This is a genomic window from Anaerolinea thermophila UNI-1 (genome assembly GCF_000199675.1).
GTDB classification, from domain to species: domain Bacteria; phylum Chloroflexota; class Anaerolineae; order Anaerolineales; family Anaerolineaceae; genus Anaerolinea; species Anaerolinea thermophila.
In genome coordinates, this window is the sequence record NC_014960.1 from 348,078 (window position 1) to 371,076 (window position 22,999).

Sequence of the window (22,999 nt, forward strand, 5' to 3'; positions counted from 1 at the left end):
CCTATCTTTGCAACAGAGCAACCCAAATATTGTAATCGTGGAGTTTCATTATGAAACAAAACGCTGGTTTGCCTGAAAATAACCGGGCTCGGGGGAATCAAATAGTGTGACCAAACGCAGAATGCTTCCTGAAGAATTAAGAAGATCCTCCTCAGGGTTTATGGGGGAGAGACTGTCCCTTTTGTTGTTCAATCTCGTGGACTATTTCCTGTAAACTTTTGCCGGCAAACAGAGACGCACGTTCCCTGGTGTAATCTCCAAAACCGGTGGTAAATTGCCTGAGGAAGCGTACCGCGTTGACGACTCCCAATTCCTGATACAGTAACTGAATCGCCTGCTGATTGATCTCCGCTAAAGGTTTCATCATAGTGCTCATTTTTCAATCTCCTGAATCAATTCTACCGGTGAAACGCCTTTGACCTGTAACTCAATTTGTTTTGATTTTCGCAATAGCCGGTCATCGCAGGTGCAGAAATAATCGGCTTTTCCTGTTTCCGCCAGTGCCAGGTGCAATGCATCCAAAGGTTGGAGACCCAAATTGTTAATTGTTTTGCACGCTGGATGGCTTCTGGTGAAAGTGATAAATGCTCTCTGGCTTTGGATAAGACGGCTCTGGCATGTTCACGGCGTAGAGGGAAGGGATTTTGTTCTGTTTCAAATACCAGCGCATCTGAAGAAAACAATTCAAGGATACCCCTTTCGAATAGAGAAAGAATACCTAAAACCGCTTCGGCTTCCAGCACAATTCGTATCTGGTCAAAGGTGTCAAGTGGTCTTTGAATTGCGCATACATCCAGATAGATTTTCACAAAATTATTGTAGCATCTTTAAATTCAAAACCAAAATTCCTTGCCATTCTTTGCGCCTTTTGATATAATCCAAGCAACTTTGGGCGCGTAGCTCAGCTGGTCAGAGCGCACGGTTCACATCCGTGAGGTTCGGGGGTTCGAGCCCCTCCGCGCCCACCATATTTTCCTCAACAGACGCCAACGCCGGGCGTCTGTTTGTTTTTTTTTACGCGCGGATGGCGTCCATTTCGGGTTGGATTTCCCCCCAGCGGTTGAAGAACACTACCTCTTCAAAGGCTTTGCGACTGCGCTGACTCAGACGCTCGCGGGCGGCTTCGTCATACGATTCGCTTGCCGGGTATGCCAGCGGGGTGATCATCAGCACGCGCACATCCTCGGGAATGTGCAGGTGGCGCTTGAGGGCTGCCTCATCGAATCCTGCCATGGGGTGGGTGACCAGCCCGAAATCGGTGGCGGCAAGCAAGAGGTTAGCAACCGCCATGCCGGTGTCGAACAGGTAGTACTCCCTGCCGTTGCTGATGGAGTCATCCTGCGGGCGGGCGCACACGGCGATGACCACTGGCGCATTGCGAATCACGGCGTTGGTGCCGGTCACGGCGGCATCCACCAATGCCTGCACGGCGGGTTGTCCCTGCACGACCACAAAACGCCAGGGCTGATGATTGCGCGAAGATGCAGCGTAGCGGGCGGCATCCAGCACGGTGTAGAGAATCCCGGGTTCGATTTCCCGCGGAGAAATTTGTTCCTTCAAACTGCAACGATTTCGGATGACTTCAAGGGTTTCCATCTGTTTGTGCTCCAGAGCCTTTCGGATCATTCCTGTCCGATGAATTTCGTCCGAATTGTATCTGCTTTTTTTGCAGAAAGGGGAGGGGAAGAAGGTTTGTACACCCTTCCCTTTTTCGATGGGGTTATTTTTTGTCCCATTTTTCACCCATTAATTACCCATTCTGCCCCTTGACTTTTGCTTTCCAGCCCTTAAAATAAGGCGAAATTCACCCCAAAAGGTACTTGAAAGTCAAAAAGATGTTTTCGTCCTTCTCGCTGTTCATCCTGTTCCTTATTGCGGTTCTCGTAATTATCCTCGAGAACCCATTACCCGTTTGGGCGGTCAGGATGAGCGCAGGAATGAACGAAGAAGATTAATTCAACCGAACGCAACACAGACCAGAAGAACCGCCCAAACCGGGCGGTTCTTTTTTCAATCTTGTCCTGTGGAGAAGCCATGCGCTCTAACCGAATCAAAACAGCCCTCGAATTTGCCCCCCACCGGGCTTTGCTGAAAGCCACGGGCGTCACCGATGCCGACCTGCACAAACCCTTCATTGCTGTGGTCAACTCGTATGTGGATATCGTCCCCGGACATGTGCACCTGCAAGCCTTCGGCAAGCGGATTAAGGACGCCATCCGCGCCGCAGGCGGTGTGCCATTCGAGTTCAATACCATCGCGGTGGACGACGGCATTGCCATGGGGCATGAGGGCATGAAATTCTCCCTGCCCTCGCGCGAGTTGATTGCCGACTCCATCGAGACGATGCTCTCCGCGCACCCCTTCGATGGCATGGTGTGTATTCCCAACTGCGACAAAATCGTTCCCGGCATGCTCATGGCGGCGGTGCGCCTGAACCTGCCGGCGATTTTTATCTCCGGCGGCTCCATGCCCGCTGGCCGCACCCCCGACGGGGAAGTGATTGATCTCATCTCGGTCTTTGAAGGGGTGGGAGCGGTGCAGGCAGGCAGGATGGACCGCCGCCGTCTGAAGGTGCTGGAAGATTACGCCTGTCCGTCCTGTGGTTCCTGCTCGGGCATGTTCACTGCTAATAGCATGAACTGCCTGATGGAAGCCCTGGGTATTGCCCTGCCCTACAACGGCTCGGCGCTTGCCAATACCCCCGAACGCGAAGCCCTGGCAGAGCGCGCCGCCCGCCTTATCTTGGATCTGGTGGAAAAAGACCTGCGCCCGCGCGACATTATCACGCAGGAAGCTCTGGACGATGCCTTTGCGCTGGATATGGCGATGGGCGGTTCGACCAACACCATCCTGCACGCTCTGGCGATTGCCCACGAGGCGGGGGTGGACTATTCTCTGGAGCGTATTAACCACATTTCGGCGCAGGTGCGCCATTTGTGCAAGGTCAGCCCGGCGGGCAAATGGCACATGGAGGATGTTCATCGAGCGGGAGGAATCCCCGCCATCCTTAACGAGATTCAGCGCGCAACCGGCATGTTGCATCTCGAACGCCCGACGGTGGCGGGCGTCTCGATGGGCGATGCCCTGCGCGGCGCGGTCATCCGCGATGAGAAAGTCATCCGTCCGTGGGAGAAAGCCCACTCGCAGGATGGCGGGCTGGCAGTCCTGTTCGGCAATCTGGCTCCACGCGGCGCGGTGGTGAAGACCGGCGGTGTGGCGCCTGCCATGCGGCGCTTCAGCGGACCGGCGCGCATTTACGAGTCGCAGGACGATGCCTTACGCGGCATTCTGGCAGGCGAGGTTCAGCCCGGCGAGGTGGTGGTGATTCGCTACGAAGGTCCGAAGGGCGGTCCGGGCATGCAGGAAATGCTCAGCCCTACCAGCGCCATCATGGGCATGGGGTTGGGTGACAAGGTAGCATTGATCACCGATGGACGTTTTTCCGGCGGGACGCGCGGCGCCTGCATTGGACACGTCTCGCCCGAAGCCGCCGCGGGCGGTCCCATTGCCGCCCTTCAACCCGGCGATGTAGTGGAGATTGACCTGGACGCGCGGCGCCTGGATGTGTGCCTGCCGCAGGAAGAAATCGAGCGGCGTCTGGCGGCGCTCCCGCCCTTCCAGCCGCGCACGACCAGCCGCTGGCTGCGCCGCTACCAGCATTTTGTCACCAGCGCTGACCGCGGTGCGGTGCTGGAGTTTTAGAGTTTGCCAAAGGAGGAGATGATGAAACGTACAGGAGCGCAAATTGTTTGGGAAACCTTGATGCGTGAGGGGGTGGAGGTGGTGTTTGGCTATCCGGGGGGCGCCAACCTGCCCATTTACGATGCCATGCTGGATTATCCCGTTCGTCATGTGCTGGTACGCCACGAACAGGGCGCCGCGCACATGGCAGATGGCTACGCCCGCGCCAGCGGCAAGGTGGGGGTTGCCATGGCGACCTCTGGACCCGGCGCCACCAATCTGGTCACCGGCATTGCCACGGCGATGATGGACTCTTCGCCCGTGGTGTTCCTCACCGGACAGGTGGTCAGCAAGTTTATCGGCTACGATGCCTTTCAGGAAACCGATGTCACAGGCATCACCCTGCCGATTACCAAACACAATTATCTGGTAACTCGAGTGGAAGAACTGGGGGACACCCTGCGCGAAGCCTTTTACATTGCCCGCACCGGGCGCCCCGGGCCCGTGCTGGTGGACATTGCCAAAGATGCCCAGCAAAACAGCACCGATTGGGAGTACAGCGACCGTCCCATTCAACTGCGCGGTTACCGCCCCAATCGCCACCCCTTGAGCAAGCAGGTGGAGCAAGCCCTGGAGATGCTCTCCACGGCGCGCAAGCCGCTCATCCTTGCCGGGAGGGGTGTTTTGCTCTCCGGCGCCATGCGCGAACTGCGCGAGTTTGCCGAGCGCGCCCATGTTCCCGTGGCGGTGACTCTGCTGGGCATTGGCTCTTTCCCGGCATCGCATCCGCTCAGCTTGGGCATGATGGGCATGCACGGCGAGGCATGGGTCAATCAAGCCATTCAGGAGTCCGATTTACTGCTGGCGTTTGGCATGCGCTTTGACGACCGCGTAACCGGCAACCTGAAGACCTACGCGCCCAACGCCCGCAAGATTCACCTGGACATTGACCCCGCCGAAATTAATAAAAACGTGCGCGTGGATGTGGGCATTGTGGGCGACCTGCGCGAAAGTTTGCAGACCTTCCTGGAGCACCTGCCGCAGATGGATCATTCCGATTGGGTGGAACACATCAACACCCTCAAGGGTGAGTCGGCGGTGCGCGATATTCAGTACCTGCCCCCCGATGGTCACCTCTACGCCGCGCATGTCATCCACGACCTGTGGCGTTATACCGGCGGCAACGCGCTGGTGGTGACCGATGTGGGACAGCATCAAATGTGGGCGGCACAGTACTACCGCCACGATCAGCCTTTCCAGTGGATTACTTCGGGCGGCTTGGGGACGATGGGCTTTGGACTGCCCGCCGCCATCGGTGCCAGGATTGCCCGCCCAGATGCCGAGGTGTGGGCGATTGTCGGCGATGGCGGTTTCCAGATGACCGCTGCAGAACTCTCCACCGCCGCGCAGGAAGGCGTGAAGGTGAACGTTGCCATCATCAACAACGGTTTTCTGGGCATGGTGCGCCAGTGGCAGGAGTTCTTCTACGACCGCCGTTACGCTGCTACCCCCATGCGCAGTCCCGACTTTGTCAAACTGGCGGAGGCGCACGGCTTGACCGGTTTGCGCGTGTGGCGGCGTGAGGAGGTTTTTGACGCCATTCAGCGCGCCCGCGAGACCGATGGCACGGTGGTGATTGATTTCCGCGTGGAGCAGGAAGACAGTGTGTATCCCATGGTGCCGGCTGGCGCCGATTTGCACAACATGATTCGCCGACCGGTGCGCAACCCGCTGGTGGAAACCGCACAGGATGAGATGTAGGAGGATGCCGTATGCGTCACACTTTAGTTGCTTTGGTCGAAGATAAACCCGGCGTGCTCAACCGTGTGGCATCGCTGTTCCGCCGTCGGGCATTCAATATCGAGTCGCTCACGGTTGGGCATACCGAACAGCCCGGACTGTCGCGCATGACCATTGTGGTAGATGGGGATGACATCGCCATTGAGCGCCTGATCGCCTACCTGTACAAACTGGTCAATGTAGTGCATGTGGAAGACCTAACGCATGTGCCTGCCGTGACCCGCGACCTGGCGATGATCAAAGTTGCCGCGCCGCCCGAAACCCGTACTCAGGTGATGCAGGTGGTGGATGTGTACCGCGCCCGTATTGTGGACGTGACCAGCCAGTCGCTCATCATTGAGGTCACCGGCGATGAGGAGAAAATCGAGAGTTTTGTCGAGGTTCTGCGCCCGCTGGGCATCCTGGAGATGGTGCGCACGGGACTGCTGGCGATGTCGCGCGGGGGTGCTCCGCTGTACCCGCCCCCGAATGGCAATGGCAACGGGCATCATGCCGCCGCCTCGGCAGATTGAGAATCATCAACCCCAAAACGTTGAAGGAGATGTGTTTCATGGCAAAGATGGATTTTGCAGGTGTGCTGGAAGAAGTGGTTACCCGTGAGGAGTTCCCCCTCAGCCGGGCGCAGGAAGTCTTGAAAGATGAGGTGGTGGCAGTGCTGGGCTACGGCGTGCAGGGACCGGCGCAAGCCCTCAACATGCGCGACAACGGGATTAAAGTCATTGTGGGCGTTACCCCGGGTGGGCGCTCGTGGAATAAAGCCCTGCAGGACGGCTGGGTGCCGGGCGAGACGCTCTTCTCCATGGAAGAAGCCGCCGAACGCGGCACGATTGTCCAGTACCTGGTCTCAGATGCGGCGCAGAAACTTACCTGGGAGCGCATTCGCCCCTGTCTCAAGGAAGGCGATGCCCTGTATTTCTCGCACGGCTTTGCGGTGGTGTACCGCGATCAGACCGGGGTGGTACCTCCCCCCTACGTGGATGTCATTCTGGTTGCGCCCAAGGGTTCGGGCACCAGCGTGCGCGCCAACTTCCTCGCCGGTAGCGGCATCAACTCCAGTTTTGCCGTCGAGCAGGATTACACCGGGCGCGCCCGCGAACGCACCCTGGCGGTGGGGATTGCCATCGGTTCGGGGTATCTGTTCGAAACCACCTTCCAGCACGAAGTGTACTCCGACCTGACCGGCGAGCGCGGTGTGCTGATGGGTGCGCTGGCGGGCATCATGGAAGCCCAGTATCAGACCCTGCGCGCGCATGGACATACTCCATCGGAAGCCTTTAACGAGACCGTGGAAGAACTCACCCAGAGTTTGATTCGCCTGGTGGCGCAGAACGGCATGGACTGGATGTACGCCAACTGTTCCACGACCGCTCAGCGCGGGGCGCTGGACTGGCGTCACGAGTTCCGCGATGCCACCCTGCCGGTGTTTGAGCGTCTGTACCAGTCGGTGGCGTCCGGTGCGGAGACGCGCCGCGTGCTGGAAGCCAACAGTCAACCCGATTACAAGGAAAAACTGGAGGCTGAACTGCGCGAGATGCGCGAATCCGAGATGTGGCGGGCGGGGGCGCTGGTGCGCTCTCTGCGCCCGGAAAACTGGCAAAAGTAAATTTTCCCTTTTCTGTACCCTTCCCTGAGTGGCTCTCTCTGCGCAGAGGGAGAGCCACCAGGCGGGGAAAGGAGAGCCAATGAGCCAAGATTACGTACGCATTTTTGATACCACCCTGCGCGACGGCGAGCAATCGCCGGGGGCAACCCTGACCAGCGCCGAAAAACTGGAAGTTGCCCGCGGGCTGGCACGCCTGGGCGTGGATGTCATTGAAGCCGGTTTTCCCGCCGCTTCGCCTGATGACCTGGAGGCTGTGCGCCGTATTGCCGTAGAGGTGGGCAACCCCGCCGACGGCGGGCACGCGCCTATCATCTGCGGTTTGGCGCGGGCTACCCGCAGTGATATTGACAAAGCCTGGGAAGCGGTGCGCCCAGCCAGGCATCCCCGCATTCACACCTTCCTGGCAACCTCGGAAATTCACATGCAGTACAAACTGCGCATGACCCGCCAGCAGGTGCTGGAGCGGGTGGAGGAGATGGTTTCGTACGCCCGCAGTCTCTGCGAGGATGTGGAATTCAGCCCTGAAGATGCCGGACGCAGTGATCCCGCCTTTCTCTACGAGGTGCTGGGCGTTGCCATCCGCGCCGGAGCAACCACGCTGAACATCCCCGACACGGTGGGCTACACCACTCCCGACGAGTTCGGTGCGCTGATTGCCGGCATCCTGCGCCACACCCCCGGCATTGAGCATTGCATCGTCTCGGTGCATTGCCACAACGACCTGGGATTAGCCACCGCCAACACGCTGGCGGGCTTGCGGGCGGGTGCGCGCCAGGCGGAGGTCACCATCAATGGCATTGGCGAGCGCGCCGGCAACACTGCCCTTGAAGAGGTAGTCATGGCACTGCACACCCGCCCCAACCTGTACGGCTTGCGCACCGGCATTGATACTACCCAGATCACCCGTTTGAGCAAACTGGTGAGCAACTACACCGGCATGCCCGTCCAGCCCAACAAAGCCATTGTGGGCGCTAACGCCTTTGCTCACGAAGCCGGCATCCATCAGGATGGCATGCTCAAACACACCCTTACCTACGAAATCATGCGTCCGGAGACGGTGGGCGCGACCCAGAGCAAACTGGTGCTGGGCAAGCACTCCGGACGCCATGCGCTGAAAACCCGCCTGGCTTCGCTGGGCTATGCCCTCGGCGAAGACGAAATGGATCAGGTCTTCGAGCGCTTCAAGAACCTGGCAGACCGCAAGAAGGTCATCACCGATGCCGATCTGGAAGCCCTGGTCTCCGATGAACTGTACCAGCCGCGCGAACTCTATGCGCTGGACGGCTTGCAGGTTGCCTGCGGCACGATGGGCATGCCGACCGCCACGGTGCGCCTGCGCGGGCCGGATGGACAGTTGCACGTCCATGCGGCGGTGGGAACCGGTCCGGTAGATGCCACCTACAAAGCCATTGATGCCATCGTCGGTGTGCCCATCACCCTGCTGGAGTTTGTCGTTCACGCCGTCACCGAGGGCATTGACGCACTGGGCGAGGTTACCGTGCGCATTCAGGGTGAGGATGGTTTGTCGTCGGTCAGTGCCCAGCGCGAGGATGACCTGCCGCGCACCTTCGGCGGCTATGGCGCCGATACCGATATTGTGGTCGCCAGTGCCAAAGCCTATCTGGCGGCGCTGAACAAACTGCTGGTAGCAATGGGTACTTTCGGCCCGGCAGAGAAATCTGCCGAGCATTCTCTCGTGCAATAAATTTCTGTTTTCGCCAAAGGAGGAGTAGTATGAATCCGCACAAAGTCTCATTTGATCCCATGAAAGAAGGTCATCCCGACCCGTTCTCTCAGCCCAACACCATCCCCGGCGGTTGGGACCTGACCGATGCCGTTCTGAAAACTCACCCGCACGCGCGAGCGGCGGATATGAACGGCACTGCCTATGAACAGCATCTCCGCTTCACCGCAGGTGGTTATGAACGCCCCCAAGACGTTGTTTGAGAAAATCTGGGAACGTCATGTGGTTGTCGAGCCGCCCGACTCTCCGGCGGTGCTGTACATTGACCTGCATCTGGTGCATGAAGTGACTTCGCCGCAGGCCTTCAGTGGATTGCGGGCGCGCGGGTTGCGGGTGCGCCGACCGGAGCGCACCGTCGCCACCATGGATCACGGTGTGCCTACGCTTTCGCAGGGTGGGAATGGCAGTGGGCGGCTCGCCTTTGCCGATGAACTGAGCCGCCGCCAGATTCAGCAGTTGCAGGACAACTGCCGCGAGTTTGGCATCCGTCTGATGGATCTGGAAAGCCCCAACCAGGGCATCGTGCATGTCATCGGTCCCGATTTGGGCTTGACCCAGCCGGGCATGACCATCGTCTGCGGCGACAGCCACACCGCCACACACGGCGCGTTTGGCGCGCTGGCGTTCGGCATCGGCACCAGCGAGGTGGAGCATGTGCTTGCCACGCAGTGCCTGCTTCAGCGCCGACCGAAAACCTGTGCCGTGCGCATCGAGGGGCGCCTGAACAAGGGCGTGACCGCCAAGGATGTCATCCTGGCGCTGATTGCCCAAATCGGCACGGCGGGCGGCACGGGCTACGTCTTTGAGTACATGGGCGAAGCCGTACGCGCCATGAGCATGGAAGAGCGCATGACCCTGTGCAACATGTCCATCGAGGGCGGTGCCCGCGCGGGCATGGTGGCTCCGGACGATACCACCTTTGAATATCTGGCAGGACGTCCCTTTGCGCCGCAGGGAGAAGCCTGGGAGCGCGCTGTGGCGTACTGGCGCACCCTGCCGAGCGATGAAGGGGCGGTCTTTGACCGCACGGTGACGCTGGATGCATCTCAACTCGAGCCGATGGTCACCTACGGCACCAATCCGGGCATGGGGGTGCCCATCAGCGGATGCATCCCCACGCCGGACGAGATGAAGGACGCCAGCCAGCGCGCCGCGCTGGAAAAAGCTCTGGGGTACATGGATTTGCGTCCCGGCGCCCCAATCCAGGGTCAGCGTGTGGATGTGGTCTTTATCGGTTCGTGCACCAACGGACGTCTTGCCGATTTGCGCAGTGCCGCGCGCTTGTTCAAAGGCAGGCGGGTTGCCCCCGGGGTGCGCGTGCTGGTGGTGCCGGGTTCGCAACAGGTCAAACGCGCCGCCGAAGCCGAAGGACTGGATCGGGTGTTCAAAGAAGCCGGCGCCGAGTGGCGCGAACCGGGGTGCTCGATGTGCATCGCCATGAACGGCGACCAACTGGAGCCAGGGCAGTATGCTATCAGCACCAGCAATCGCAATTTTGAGGGGCGTCAGGGCAAGGGCGGGCGCACCTTCCTTGCCAGCCCGCTGACCGCCGCTGCTTCGGCGCTCACCGGGGTCATCACCGACCCGCGCCCTCTGCTTTCCTGAGGAGGTTTCCCATGCAGTCTTTCACTACTCTGACCTCTCATGTGGTGGTCCTGCCGGTCAACGACGTGGACACCGATCAAATCATCCCGGCGCGCTTTTTGAAGACCACCGATAAGAACGGCTTGGGGGCAAACCTCTTTGCCGACTGGCGTTACCTGCCAGATGGCTCGCCCAACCCCAAATTTGTCCTCAATCGCCCTGAATCGCAGGGGGCGCAGATTTTGCTGGCGGGGGATAACTTTGGCTGTGGCTCTTCGCGCGAGCATGCTCCCTGGGCGTTGCTGGGCTGGGGCTTCCGCGCGGTGATTTCCACTACCATTGCCGACATTTTCCGCAACAATGCCCTCAAAAACGGGCTTTTGCCGGTGGTGGTCAGCCCGCAGGCGCACGCCCGCCTGATGGCGTTGTATGCCGCTCAGCCATCCCTGCCATTGACCATTGACCTGCCTTCTCAAACCCTGCGGTTGGCGGACGGCTCGCAGGAATCTTTTCCCATCGACTCGTTCAGCAAGACCTGTCTGCTGAACGGTGTGGACGAACTGGGCTATCTACTCAGTCTGGAAGCCGAGATTGCCCGCTACGAACAATCCCTGCCCCGTTGAGGGGCTTTTATGAGGTGTGCCATGAAAATCGAAGTGTACGACACTACCCTGCGCGATGGAACGCAACGAACCGACATCTCTTTATCGGTGAATGACAAACTGAACATTGCCCGCCGTCTGGACATGCTGGGCGTGGATTTCATCGAGGGCGGCTGGCCCGGCTCCAACCCCAAGGATGCCGAATTCTTTGCCCGTGCGGCAGAGATGGAGTGGAAACACGCGCAAATTGCCGCCTTTGGCGCGACCTGTGCGGTGGAGAAAACCCCCGAACAGGATGAGAACATCCTCGCCTTGCTGGAGTCGCGCGCGCCGGTGTGTACGGTGGTGGGTAAATCTTCGGTATTGCACGTCCATGAGGTCCTGCGCACCACGCTGGAGAACAATCTGCGCATCATCGAGCAGTCGCTGGCGTACCTGAAGGCGCAGGGACGGCGGGTGATTTACGATGCCGAACACTTCTTCGATGGCTACAAAGAAGACCCTGAATATGCCCTGCAGACGCTGGCGGCGGCATTGCGCGGCGGCGCCGAGACGCTGGTGCTGTGCGATACCAATGGCGGCAGTCTGCCCTGGGAGGTGGGTGAAATTGTGCGCGCGGTGCGGGTGCGTTTCCCACACGCCAGGCTGGGCATCCATGCTCACAACGACGGCGAGTGTGCGGTGGCAAACTCGCTGGCGGCGGTGCGCGAGGGCTGTGTGCAGGTGCAGGGGACGATAAACGGCTACGGGGAGCGCTGTGGCAATGCCAATCTGTGTTCCATCCTGCCCGATCTGGAACTGAAGATGGGCTATACCTGCCTGCCGCAGGGGCATCTGGCGCAGTTGACCGACCTTTCCCACTACGTGGCGGAGGTTGCCAACCTGGCGCCGGACGAGCATCTGGCATATGTGGGGAAAGCCGCCTTTGCCCACAAGGGGGGCATCCATGTGGCTGCCATGCGGCGCACGCCACGCTCGTACCAGCACATTGACCCGGCGCTCGTGGGCAATACCTCGCAGGTGGTGGTTTCAGAACTCTCCGGGCGGGGTAACCTGCTCAGCAAAGCTGAGGAATACGGCATCCCTCTGGAAGAAGGCGTGGATGTGAGTGGCGTTCTGCGCGAGGTCAAGGCGCTGGAAGCGCAGGGCTTTTCCTTTGAAGCCGCCGATGCCTCGGTGATGTTGATGCTGTTGCGTCAGAAGCCCGATTACCAGCCGCCGTTTACGCTGGTAGATTTCACCGCCGGGGTGGAACACCGTCAGGGGCGGGGCATCTTTGCCGAAGCCACGGTTAAGGTGCGTGTAGGCGAGCAGGTCATCCACACCGCCGCTGAGGGCAATGGTCCTGTCGCCGCGCTGGATGCTGCCCTGCGCAAAGCCCTCTTGCCTTATTACCCTGCCATCTCCGCTTTCCACCTCTCGGATTACAAGGTGCGCATCCTGGACGGTCCCAACGGCACTTCTGCCACCACCCGCGTGTTGATTGAGACGCGCAATGGGCATCGTTCCTGGGGCACGGTAGGCGCCAGCACCAATATCATCGAAGCCTCGTGGCGCGCGCTGGCAGATTCCATTGAATACGGCATCTGGGTTGCCGAACATCAGGTGGAGCCTGCGCCGGCACTTCCATAATTCCTTACAACGAAGGGAAATCTCATCCATGCACAAACACATTGTCCTTCTTCCCGGCGATGGCATTGGACCCGAAGTGGTATCTGCGGCAAAGCGGATACTGGATGCCGTTGCGGGGCGGTTGAATCTCACCCTGACGTATGAAGAGCATCTCATCGGCGGGTGTGCGATGGATGCGCAGGGCACGGCACTGAGCCAGGACACCCTGCATGCCTGCCAGCGCGCCGATGCCGTCCTGCTGGGGGCGGTGGGCGGTCCTAAATGGGATGACCCCGCGGCGCCGGTGCGTCCAGAGCAGGGCTTACTGGCACTGCGCAAAGGATTGGGGGTGTTTGCCAACCTGCGCCCGGTGCGCGTCTATCCCACGCTGGTGGATGCCTCGCCCCTGCGCGCAGAGAAACTGCAGGGGGTGGATTTGCTGGTGGTACGCGAACTGACCGGCGGGCTGTACTTTGGTCAACCCAAGGGGCGCTTCGAAGAGAACGGGCGCGTGCGGGCGGTGGACACGCTGGAGTACTGGGATTACGAAATTGAGCGCATCCTCGACCTGTCCTTTCAACTGGCGCAGTCGCGCCGTGGCAAACTGACGCTGGTGGATAAAGCCAACGTGCTGGAGTCCTCGCGCCTGTGGCGGCAAATTGCCACCGATATGGCAAGCCGCTACCCACAGGTGACGCTGGAAACCGTGCTGGTGGATACGGCGGCAATGCGCCTGGTGTCTCAACCGGCGGCGTTTGATGTCATTGTCACCGAGAACATGTTCGGCGATATCCTCACCGATGAAGCCGCCGTGCTGTCAGGCTCGATGGGCTTACTGCCTTCTGCCTCGCTGGGGAAGGCTACACCGGGGCTGTATGAACCCATTCACGGCTCGGCGCCGGACATCGCCGGGCAGGGCATTGCCAACCCGCTGGGCACCATCCTCAGCGTGGCGATGATGCTGCGTTATTCCTTTCAACTGGAACAGGGGGCGCGCGCCGTTGAACAGGCAGTGGAGCGTGCGCTTGCCGAGGGCTGTCGCACCCGTGACCTGGGCGGCAGCCTCACCACTGCAGAGATGACCGACGCCGTATTACAGCGTCTGGCTTTCTAAAATTACCACACCTCAGGGAGAATACCTCATGACCGACTCACAGGAGTACATCTGGCTGGACGGCGAACTGGTGGAGAGCGAAAAAGCCACCCTGCCGTTCATGACTTCGGCACTGCACTATGGATTAGGGGTGTTCGAAGGTATCCGCTGTTACGAGACACCGCGCGGTCCCGCCATCTTCCGCCTTGCCGAACACATGGAGCGTCTCATCGACTCGGCACGCATTCTGGGCTTTCGCGATCTGCCTTACACAGCTGAGCAGTTGGGCGAAGCCTGCAAGACGGTAGTGCGCGCTAACCGCCTTACGTCCTGCTACATCCGCCCGCTGATTTTCTTTGACAGCAAGGTCAAGAACCTCAATCTGGATCAGGGCTGGGCGCGGGTGGGCATCGCCGCCTGGTACTGGGGGGCATACCTGGGCGAGGAAGCCCTGGAAAAAGGCGCGCGCATGAACATTTCCTCATACACGCGTCATCATCCCAACGTGATGATGACCAAAGCCAAAATTACCGGCAATTATGCCAACAGTGTGCTGGCAAAGACCGAATCGGTGCGTCTGGGATTTGATGAAGCCATCATGCTCGACCCGCAGGGCTACGTTGCCGAGTGTACAGGGGAAAACCTGTTTATTGTGCGCAACGGAGTGATTTACACTCCCGGCACCTGGGCGGTGCTGGAAGGCATCACCCGCGATGCGCTCATCACCGTGGCGCGCGATTTGGGCTACACGGTGGTGGAAACGCAGTTAAGCCGCGACCACCTCTACATTGCCGACGAGTGCTTTGTCAGCGGCACGGCGGCGGAGGTGGTGCCGGTGACCGAGATTGATTTTCGCACCATCGGGAATGGGCGGCGCGGTCCGGTAACCCATGCCCTGCAGAAAGCCTTCCATGCGGTGGTGCATGGCGAGGACCCGCGTTATGCCCACTGGCTGACAACCGTGAACGAGTGATGCAAAGATGAAAGTGGCATTTCAGGGCGAACCCGGGGCTTACTCCGAAGCTGCCCTTCTGGAGCATTTTGGGGGGCAGGCGCAGAGCCTGCCCTGCGAGACTTTTGAGCAGGTGTTCCAGGCGGTGGCGGAGGGCAATGCCCGCTATGGTTTCCTACCTATCGAAAACTCGCTGGCGGGGAGCATTCACCGCAATTATGACCTGCTCTTGCAGAACGACCTGTACGTGGTGGGCGAGCATCACCTGCGCGTTTCGCACTGTCTGATTGGGTTGCCCGGGGCGCGGCTGGAGGAAATTGAGAGCGTCATCAGCCATCCGCAGGCGCTGGCGCAATGCGATGGCACGCTCCGCCGCCTGGGGGTGAAGACCGAGCCGGTGTACGATACCGCCGGGTCGGTGCGTCTGGTGCAGGCAGAGGGCAACCCGCGCCGCGCTGCCATTGCCTCGCGGCGGGCGGCACAGTTGTACGGCATGTCCATCCTTGCCGAAGCCATTGAGGATAACCCGCTGAACTTCACCCGCTTTCTCATCGTGGCAGCAGAGCCGGTGCATCCGCGCGGGGATGCCAAGACCTCCATCGTCTTTGCCCTGCAGAATGCCCCCGGCGCGCTGTTCAAAGCCCTCAGCGTGTTTGCCCTGCGGGAGATTGACCTGACTAAAATCGAATCCCGTCCTCTGGTAGGTAAGCCGTGGGAATACCTGTTTTACATTGACCTGGCAGGTTCTACAGAAGAAACGCGGGTGCAGAATGCCCTGCATAACCTGAATGAATTTGCTACCTTCTTAAGGGTATTGGGGGCGTATCCCCGGCATCGCTTTACTGAACCCTTTTCATCCTGATTCCCTCCTCCCAAGCCATCCGCCCGCAGGCTTCCCTGCGGGCGGACTGGCCTTCCCTTATTCTTCGTTTCCGGGAATCTCCGCGAAGTCGGCAAACAGGGCTTCCAGCAAAGACTGGCGATCCACAATGCCCAGCAGAGTACCCTGTTTGTCCACCACTGCCAGCACCTTGCGCCCTTCTGCCAGCATGGTCTGGACGGCAGAGGCAATGGGGGCATCAGTGGGGACGGTCAACACCCCGGGGGAGTAGAGGTCTTCGGCGGTGACTTTGAGCGGGGGTGGCGAGGTCAAGCGCCGCAAAGCTTGCAGGATGCCCTTGCGCTGAGCCGCTTCTACCCGAACTACCACGTCTGAGTCGCTGATAACCCCCACGGGTTTGTTTTGTTCATCCACCACCAACAGACGGTTGGAATCGCAGGCGGCAAATTTTTCCAGCAGGGTATCCAGACGTTCGGTCAGGCGGATGACGGGCAAATCGGTACGCATGACTTCGCCGACGGTGCGCACCGCACCGCGCACAGCGGCGGCACTGGAGGGCAGGGTGGGAGAACCGCTCACCTGGCGCAAAATATCCAGACGTGAGAGCATGCCCACCAGTTGATTTCCGGCATTGACCACCGGCATACGCTTTAAGCCTTTGTCAATCATGCGGCGCACGGCATTGCCCAGGTGTTCATCCTCCCGCGCGGTGATGACGGGTTGGGTCATGACGTCTTTCACCGTGAGGGGCGAGGCGCTGAGCAGGCGCAGTTCTTCCTGAATTTCTGCTTCGTCCAGCCGCACCGCCACCGAAAGCCTCTGGCGGATGACTCCGCGCTCCAGCAGGTCTTCGCTGGTGAGGATGCCTACCACACGGCGCTCGCTGTCCACGACTGGCATGGCTTTAACGCCGCTTTCCAGCATTTTCTGCCAGGCTTGCCGTACGTTCATCTCCGGCATCAGGTGGACGACATCGCGGGTCATCACTTCACGCACCAGGCGTTCGGCGGGCAGGGGGTTGAGGTGGCGCTGGGTGTATTTGAGAATGCGCACCTCTTCCAGGGTAATCATGCCTTCCTGAACCATGGGAGAGATGGTTTCCAGCGCGTTGTGGATTTTTTCGGGGGTGTCCACTACCTCAATAATGATGGGCAGGTCGCTGGAGAGCACTTCCAGGTCTGTTGAGCGTAAATAAGCATGTGCGCCAAACCCGCTGATGCCGCGCAGAACGGTGGCACCGGCTATTTTTTGCTGGCGCAGGACGTCCAGGATGGCGTTGTACAGCAGTTTACCGCGCCAGCGGTCGCTTTCGCCCAGATAAATGCGCAATCTCAAGCCTTCTCGAGTTTGCGGAGTTTCCATGATTTACCTCCAGTCTCAGGAAAGCGCTTTTCCTAAATATACTCCAATTCCTGCGGCAAGCAGTCCCAGTACGGCGCTTCCCACCACGTTCAACAGTCCTGCCAGCCATTGCCCTTTGAGAAACAGGTTGATGCTTTCATAGGTGAAGGTGGAGAAGGTGGTATAGGCTCCAAAAAAGCCCACCGCCACCAGTAAACGCCAGTGCGGGTCAACGGGGTAGCGTCCGGTGACCAGTGTCATGAACAGACCCAGCAGAAAACTGCCGCTCAGGTTGATGATGAGCGTTCCCCAGGGAAAGGTGGTTCCCCAGCGTTGCGCCGCCCACACGCCCAGCCAGTAGCGGGCGTTAGCGCCGAAAACAGCACCAATTGAAATCCACAAGATGCGATCCATGCTTTGCTTCACCTCGTTTGCCCAATAAAAAACCCCTGCCCGAAAGCGGTTCAGGCAGAGGCTATCATCCTTACGGCGGTTCGGAGAAACTCCGTGCGAGCCTCATCGCACAGGGAGATTATATCAAAAAATTGTCCCTCTGAAGTGGAAGAGAGTAGAAATGAATATACAATCAAAGGAAAACCACGCAACAATGGATAGGAAGGAATTATGCTCCCGCCTGTTGTGTCCATTCCCGATTTACCGCCTCAATACTGCCAGGTGGAGTACTGGAGAATCACCGCCAGCCGTAAACGCATCCTTCAGGCAAACCTGCTGGCGTTGGGTTTGTTGCCGCTCTGGTGGTTAATCGCTGTTGGGTTGATGATCGCTCTGGGTTATTCAAAGGATTCCCTAATAATCACCATCCCCAGAGTGCTGCTGGCATCTGTTATCACCGTTTTGCTCCATGAGGGGGTACATGCGCTGGCAGTCAGGGCATTTGGCGGCAAGCCGCAGTTTGGCGTGCTCTGGAAAGCCCTGGCGTTTTACACCACCGTGAAGGGAATGGCATTCAAGCGCTGGGTATTTCTGGTGTTTTTACTGGCGCCGTTGGTGGTGCTGAGCATCCTGTTCCCGCTGATGGCTGTTTTCCTGCGCGGGGAGTTCTGGCTTTCTGTGGCGTTTCTTGCTTTTATGATCAATGGGGCAAGTTCGGCGGGGGATGTCTTCATCACTGCGGTTTTGCTTCGCTACCCCCCAACGGCTTATGTAGCCGATGAGATTGACGGTGTGCGCATCTTCCTGCCCATCGGGTAAATACCCTGTGGATGGGCTTGTGGTACAATCCTCACGGAGACTGACGCATGCTTTCCCGCCTGCATTCCCATCCTTACCCCCGTCAGTTCTGGCTGATGTTTGCTGGCATGTTAATCAGCACTACCGGCGCCAGCATGATCTGGCCCTTCCTGATGATTTACGCCAGCGAGAAGCTCTCTCTTCCCCTCGGTACGGTAACTTTGCTGATGACGCTCAGTTCCTTCATGGGATTGATGTCTTCGTTTATTGCCGGTCCCATCGTTGATCGGCTGGGACGCAAGTGGGCAATGGCAGTCAGTTTGCTCATTAACGGCGGGGGCTACCTGCTGTTGAGCCGTGCCGAGACCCTGCCCGCTTTTGCTCTGGCGATGGCGGTCAACGGCACGTTCAATCCCATTTACCGCGTGGGCGCCGATGCCATGCTGGCAGACCTCATCCCGCCGCAGTGGCGCACCAATGCCTATGCCCTGATGCGCATGAGCAATAACGTGGGGGTGGCGCTGGGCCCTGCCATTGGCGGGTTCATCGCTTCGCGTTCGTATGGCATCGCCTTTTACTGCGCGGCGGCTGGACTGGCAACCTATGGCTTGCTGGTCCTGCTATTTGCCCGCGAAACTCTGCCTCAGGGCGCGCCTGAGCCGCAAAGCGAACCGTTGGGCGGGTATGGGCAGGTGCTTTCCGACCGCCTTTACCGCGCCTTTCTGGTGGCGTTCACCCTCAATCAGATGGTGGCGGCGCTCATCTGGGTCTTGCTTTCGGCGCATGTCAAGCGCGCTTATGGCATCTCTGAGAGCCTGTACGGCTGGCTTCCCACCACCAACGCGCTGATGGTGGTGTTTTTCCAGTATGGGGTGTCGAAAATCACCCAGCGCTATGAGCCGCGGCGCATGATGGCGCTGGGGGCCTTCCTCTACGGCCTGGCAGCGCTGGGCATTGCCTTTTCCACCACCTATTGGGCATTCTGGACGTGCATGGTGGTGATGACGATTGGGGAACTCATCATTGTGCCTACTTCCAGCACCTTTGCCGCCAACCTGGCGCCGGCGCACATGCGCGGACGTTACATGTCCCTGTATGGTTTGACCTGGGGCGTCTCGGCGGGCATCAGCCCGCTGGTGGGCGGTAATTTGTATGAATGGCTGGGGGCGCGCGCCATGTGGCTGGGCGGCACGCTGGTGGGAAGTCTTTCCTCTTTGTTGTTCCTGCGGATGAGGCAGAGAATCCCTGCCGAAGTTACGGAAACAGCCGCCGGGCTTTGACCTCGGCAACGGCATCCGGGCGGTAGCGGTACAGGCGGGCGGGTCTGCCCTCGCCGGTGCGGCACTCTGTTGTTGGCTCGATGATACCTGCGCGTAAGATACGCCGCCGGAAGTTGCGTTTATCCAGTTTTTCTCCCAGGATCATTTCATAGGTGCGCTGGAGTTCGGAGAGGGTGAAGCGTTCGGGTAAGAGTTGGAAGCCCACCGCCGAGTACTCCAGTTTGTAGCGCAGACGCCGCAGGGCGTAGGCAATAATTTCGGCATGGTCGCCAGTGAGTGCGGGAAGGGCATCCACGGCAAACCAGCAGGCAGGGTGCGGTGGGGTTTTGCTCAGGCGGTTGGCGGGTAACAGGGCAAAATACGCCACCGAGATGAGGCGCGGGTTTGCCCGCTGAGGCTCGCCGTAGGTGTACAACTGCTCCAGGTAGGTCTCGCGGATGCCGGTCAATTCGCCAAGCCGACGGGCGGCAGTTTCTTCCAGCGAGCAATTCAACAGCACCGGCGCGCCGGGCAGTTCGTAACCGTTGGCAGAGGCGGAGCAGACCAGCACATGCAGGCGTTCCTTTAACAGGCAAAATGCGACCACGCGCACATCCACGTGGGGGAGAACTTCATCCATGAGACTCATTATAAATCAGCCCTGGGAGAGGAATGAACCGCCGGGGTGAGAATCTGAAAAAACCTGCAGGAACGATGAAGAGTTTATTCCTCGGGGGAATTCGTTGAGGATGGGGAAGGTATAAAAGTATATAATAAGATAAAAAAATCTTAAAAGTATAAAAATGTGGTAAGCCTGTCAGTCCCAAGGGGAGGGGTAAATGAAACGCTTTTTTTGCATTTTTTTGCTGATGACTTTCTTGCTGGGGGGATGTATACCCTCTGATTTCAATTTTGGTTTAAAAGCCGAAATCGAAACTTCCAGCGAACTGGGACCGGATACGCTGGCGCGCATTGATGCCGTCAACCAGACCCTGGCAACCGGCATGGAAATTGGTCCCGAAACCCGTCAGGTCATCCGAGAACTGAACGAGACCATCCGGCAGGGGGTGAAAGCCGGGTTTGACGAAGCCACCCTCAAGCGGGTGGATAGCCTTCTGCGGGTGGTGGAAGACGGGGTGAAAATTGGGCTGGATGAGGACACCCTCAGCACGCTGAACGGTATGGTGGATACTATTGACCGCATGCCCGGCAACTGGGAGAATTCTGCCACCGAAATCATCCGTACGCTGGAGCGCTCCGGCGGCACACTGGCGGGCAGGATGGCAGATGAAATCAAGGTAGTCATGGCAGAAGCCCGCCTGAACATGCAACAGATGACCGCCATGGCAGGCACAGAATTTCGCTGTAACGTGGATTTCCTCGGCTCCAAAGCCGGAGCCACCCTGCAGGAATTTATCGGGCACAGCCTTGTGGGCAGACTGCGCAACATCCTGGCAGGCGGCACTGCCGCCGAGCCGATTCCCACGCCGTGGGTGTGTCAGGTCATTCCCGAACGCATTGACCTGGTGAAGGTGGGCGACCGCATGCTCTTCGAGATGGGCATCCTCACCCTGACCGGCTACAACTACACCGATGCCAACTCGCCGCGTGCCTACATCGCCGACGAAGCGGGCAACCCGCTTCCCAATCTGACTCTCTACCCCTACCGCACCAGCCCGTATCAGATTCAACTCAACCTGCAGGGGCTGGATTTCAGCGCCATCCCGCCGCGTTCGCGCATTGTCTTCCAGTGGCCCAACGAGCCGGAAACCAGCGGGGTAGCCATCCTCTTCCCCAACGAAGGCGCTCCGGTGGCGCGCTTCACCTTCACCCCTACCGGCGGTAATGCTCCGCTCACCGTGCAGTTCACCGATACTTCCGAGGGCAGTCCCTCGCAGTGGCAGTGGGACTTTGGCGACGGCTCGACCTCTAACGAACGCAATCCCACCCATACTTTCCTTGAATCACGCTCGTACACCGTGCAGTTGACTGTTTCCAATCCTCTGGGGTCGTCTTCGGTGTCGCAGGTGCTTTCGGTGGGCGAGACGCTGGTGGCTGATTTCTCGTTCTCTGTCCGGCAGGGGGTTGCTCCGCTGATTGTGGAGTTCACCGACCGCTCTTCCGGTGCGCCTACTGCATGGGAGTGGGATTTTGGCGATGGCGAACGCTCGACCGAGCAAAATCCCATCCATGTGTACATGGTTCCGCGTCCCGAGGGCTACACCGTCACCCTGCGGGTGAGCAAGGACGGGCAAACCGCCGCCAAAACCGGCGCGGACCGCATCCTGGTTTATGAAAAACTGCAAGCCGATTTCGTTGCCGACCCCACCAGCGGCAAATCGCCGCTCACGGTTGCCTTCCGGGATACCTCTACGGGGAGTAACATTATTGCCTGGCAGTGGGACTTTGGTGACGGCTCGACATCCGATCAGCGCAACCCCACCCACACCTACAGCGCCAACAACCTGTACGATGTCACCCTGACGGTGACAAATAGTATGGGCGAAACCAGCACCAAAACCCGCCGGGGGTACATCAACGCCTTTCAAATTGTGCGTTTGCCGCGCCCGGGGTTCATCCTTCCGCCGCTGTTCTCCATCCTGCAGGACATTGAAGCCTATACGTTGAACTTCACCCTCAACGGCGGGCAGAAACTGGATATCCAGGTGCCTTACGAGAAATACGTCTGCGGGGTGATCGGGATGGAAGCCCTCAGCGGGGATATTCAGGAAAATGGCACGGGCGATATTCTCAAAGCCTACCTCTTCCGCCAGTACAGTCCGGCATTGGGCAAGGAAGGCTGGTGGCTGGATGCCGATTTTCGCTCGCATAACACGAATGAGAAATGGGGTGTGGACATCCTGTGTCTCAACCGCAAGAGCGAGGGCGGGGCATTTCTCTATAAAGAATTCCGCTCCCTTGAAGGCGGAGAGAAACACAATACCGGCATTTTCACCGCCGATTACTACTTCTGCGGCATTGTCGGGCAGATGGCATTGAACGGCGATATTTACGAATATGGAACGCACGAAGTCCTCTGGCAGGCGCGCATGGATGGGAGCGGCCCGGAGTGGCAGATTGTGGTGGATTTCATTACCCATTCAGAAAAGCCTGAGGAACGCTGGGATGTAGAAGTGCTGTGTCTCAAGAAAGGGGCTTTCCTCGCTACCGATAACCCCGTGTTCAAGACCGATACCATTGAGCATTTCTCTCCGCCTGCTTACCTAACCTCGATTTCGACCGAGGATTATGCCTGCGGGGTAGCGGGGATTGCCTTCAAGTACGGCGACATTGATGAAAATGGCACGCATCCCATTGTGTTTACCGCCAACATGCGCCCTCATCCTGATTCGTCGGTCAAGGTATGGATGGTGAATGCCAATTTCCTCACGCACGGGCGCGATGAACTCATCACCGCCGATGTGCTGTGCGTGAACAGGGCGTATATCAAAGGCGGGACGCCGCCACCGTAAACGGGTTGTTGTTGCCCGCCTGATGCCGTGGGACAGCCCAGGCTGAGCCTGTCGAAGCCTGCGCTCAACGCCCTGCGAGGCTGTTGTGCTTTGTCGATAAATACCCTGTCACTTCCAGGGCGTAAAGTGCGAAGACCATTGGCGCACCCCGAGCGGTAGCCTGAGATCATCGAAGGCGTCGAGGGGTGCGCTGTGCTGTCCTGACGAATGCAACACGATTCAGA

At 59.0% G+C, this 22,999-nt stretch carries 21 protein-coding genes and 1 tRNA gene; 16 read left to right on the forward strand and 6 right to left on the reverse strand.

Features of this window, described 5'->3' with window-relative positions:
• Positions 1–151: 151 nt before the first annotated feature.
• Together ANT_RS01590 and ANT_RS18055 are read right to left on the reverse strand one after the other, a co-directional pair.
• Entirely contained in the window at positions 152–376 is a 225-nt protein-coding gene (locus ANT_RS01590) for a hypothetical protein (RefSeq protein WP_013558751.1), read from the reverse strand.
• The gene (locus ANT_RS18055; RefSeq protein WP_013558752.1) at positions 373–537 is read right to left on the reverse strand and encodes a PIN domain-containing protein; all 165 of its coding nucleotides are present in this window, start codon (positions 535–537) and stop codon (positions 373–375) included. The genes ANT_RS01590 and ANT_RS18055 overlap by 4 nt, the downstream gene beginning before the upstream one ends.
• Positions 538–890: 353 nt before the next feature.
• Between ANT_RS18055 and ANT_RS01600 the strand changes: the two genes are divergently transcribed.
• A tRNA-Val gene (locus tag ANT_RS01600) sits at positions 891–968 on the forward strand.
• A 46-nt stretch (positions 969–1,014) separates the two neighbouring features.
• Here ANT_RS01600 and ANT_RS15935 read toward each other — a convergent pair.
• Positions 1,015–1,596, reverse strand: a complete 582-nt coding sequence (locus ANT_RS15935) for a nitroreductase family protein (protein ID WP_013558754.1) — start codon at positions 1,594–1,596, stop codon at positions 1,015–1,017.
• Between the two features lie 438 nt (positions 1,597–2,034).
• Here ANT_RS15935 and ilvD point away from each other — a divergent pair, with 438 nt between their 5' ends.
• The 12 genes from ilvD (at position 2,035) to pheA (ending at position 15,532) form a co-directional block, all read left to right on the forward strand.
• Positions 2,035–3,702 (forward strand): dihydroxy-acid dehydratase, encoded by a 1,668-nt coding sequence (gene ilvD / locus ANT_RS01610; protein WP_013558756.1) that lies wholly within the window; start codon positions 2,035–2,037, stop codon positions 3,700–3,702.
• Positions 3,703–3,720: 18 nt separating this feature from the next.
• Complete coding sequence (gene ilvB, locus ANT_RS01615) at positions 3,721–5,442, forward strand: biosynthetic-type acetolactate synthase large subunit (protein ID WP_013558757.1); 1,722 nt, start codon at positions 3,721–3,723, stop codon at positions 5,440–5,442.
• Positions 5,443–5,453: 11 nt separating this feature from the next.
• Positions 5,454–5,993 carry an acetolactate synthase small subunit gene (gene ilvN, locus ANT_RS01620; RefSeq protein WP_013558758.1) on the forward strand — a complete coding sequence of 180 codons (540 nt, stop codon included), beginning with the start codon at positions 5,454–5,456 and terminating at the stop codon, positions 5,991–5,993.
• A 38-nt stretch (positions 5,994–6,031) separates the two neighbouring features.
• The gene (gene ilvC / locus ANT_RS01625; RefSeq protein WP_013558759.1) at positions 6,032–7,084 is read left to right on the forward strand and encodes a ketol-acid reductoisomerase; all 1,053 of its coding nucleotides are present in this window, start codon (positions 6,032–6,034) and stop codon (positions 7,082–7,084) included.
• Positions 7,085–7,163: 79 nt separating this feature from the next.
• The gene (locus ANT_RS01630) at positions 7,164–8,789 is read left to right on the forward strand and encodes a 2-isopropylmalate synthase (protein WP_013558760.1); all 1,626 of its coding nucleotides are present in this window, start codon (positions 7,164–7,166) and stop codon (positions 8,787–8,789) included.
• Positions 8,790–8,818: 29 nt separating this feature from the next.
• Positions 8,819–9,031 (forward strand): hypothetical protein, encoded by a 213-nt coding sequence (locus ANT_RS01635; protein ID WP_013558761.1) that lies wholly within the window; start codon positions 8,819–8,821, stop codon positions 9,029–9,031.
• Positions 9,006–10,433, forward strand: a complete 1,428-nt coding sequence (gene leuC / locus ANT_RS01640; RefSeq protein ID WP_013558762.1) for a 3-isopropylmalate dehydratase large subunit — start codon at positions 9,006–9,008, stop codon at positions 10,431–10,433. Before ANT_RS01635 ends, leuC begins: the two co-directional genes overlap by 26 nt.
• 11 nt (positions 10,434–10,444) lie before the next feature.
• Positions 10,445–11,035 carry a 3-isopropylmalate dehydratase small subunit gene (leuD, locus tag ANT_RS01645; RefSeq protein WP_013558763.1) on the forward strand — a complete coding sequence of 197 codons (591 nt, stop codon included), beginning with the start codon at positions 10,445–10,447 and terminating at the stop codon, positions 11,033–11,035.
• A gap of 21 nt (positions 11,036–11,056) precedes the next feature.
• Positions 11,057–12,646: a citramalate synthase gene (cimA, locus tag ANT_RS01650; RefSeq protein ID WP_155817961.1), complete on the forward strand. Its 1,590-nt coding sequence runs from the start codon at positions 11,057–11,059 to the stop codon at positions 12,644–12,646.
• Between the two features lie 28 nt (positions 12,647–12,674).
• Positions 12,675–13,739, forward strand: coding sequence for a 3-isopropylmalate dehydrogenase (gene leuB, locus ANT_RS01655; protein WP_013558765.1), 1,065 nt, complete (start codon positions 12,675–12,677; stop codon positions 13,737–13,739).
• Positions 13,740–13,767: 28 nt separating this feature from the next.
• Positions 13,768–14,691 (forward strand): branched-chain amino acid transaminase, encoded by a 924-nt coding sequence (locus ANT_RS01660; protein ID WP_013558766.1) that lies wholly within the window; start codon positions 13,768–13,770, stop codon positions 14,689–14,691.
• A gap of 7 nt (positions 14,692–14,698) precedes the next feature.
• Positions 14,699–15,532, forward strand: a complete 834-nt coding sequence (gene pheA / locus ANT_RS01665; RefSeq protein WP_013558767.1) for a prephenate dehydratase — start codon at positions 14,699–14,701, stop codon at positions 15,530–15,532.
• Positions 15,533–15,589: 57 nt separating this feature from the next.
• Here the strand turns inward: pheA and ANT_RS01670 are convergent, their stop codons facing one another.
• Together ANT_RS01670 and crcB are read right to left on the reverse strand one after the other, a co-directional pair.
• Positions 15,590–16,873: a DUF190 domain-containing protein gene (locus ANT_RS01670; RefSeq protein WP_013558768.1), complete on the reverse strand. Its 1,284-nt coding sequence runs from the start codon at positions 16,871–16,873 to the stop codon at positions 15,590–15,592.
• Between the two features lie 15 nt (positions 16,874–16,888).
• On the reverse strand, positions 16,889–17,266 hold the full coding sequence (gene crcB / locus ANT_RS01675) for a fluoride efflux transporter CrcB (RefSeq protein ID WP_013558769.1): 378 nt from the start codon (positions 17,264–17,266) through the stop codon (positions 16,889–16,891).
• A 210-nt stretch (positions 17,267–17,476) separates the two neighbouring features.
• Between crcB and ANT_RS15940 the strand changes: the two genes are divergently transcribed.
• Both ANT_RS15940 and ANT_RS01685 read left to right on the forward strand, forming a co-directional pair.
• Complete coding sequence (locus tag ANT_RS15940; protein ID WP_013558770.1) at positions 17,477–18,064, forward strand: DUF3267 domain-containing protein; 588 nt, start codon at positions 17,477–17,479, stop codon at positions 18,062–18,064.
• 47 nt (positions 18,065–18,111) lie between these two features.
• Positions 18,112–19,323 (forward strand): MDR family MFS transporter, encoded by a 1,212-nt coding sequence (locus ANT_RS01685; RefSeq protein WP_013558771.1) that lies wholly within the window; start codon positions 18,112–18,114, stop codon positions 19,321–19,323.
• On the opposite strand, the gene ANT_RS01690 is transcribed toward ANT_RS01685, so the two are convergent.
• Positions 19,298–19,942 (reverse strand): NUDIX hydrolase, encoded by a 645-nt coding sequence (locus ANT_RS01690; RefSeq protein WP_041454496.1) that lies wholly within the window; start codon positions 19,940–19,942, stop codon positions 19,298–19,300. The genes ANT_RS01685 and ANT_RS01690 overlap by 26 nt on opposite strands.
• 199 nt (positions 19,943–20,141) lie before the next feature.
• Here ANT_RS01690 and ANT_RS15945 point away from each other — a divergent pair, with 199 nt between their 5' ends.
• On the forward strand, positions 20,142–22,775 hold the full coding sequence (locus tag ANT_RS15945; protein ID WP_013558773.1) for a PKD domain-containing protein: 2,634 nt from the start codon (positions 20,142–20,144) through the stop codon (positions 22,773–22,775).
• Positions 22,776–22,999: the final 224 nt, after the last annotated feature.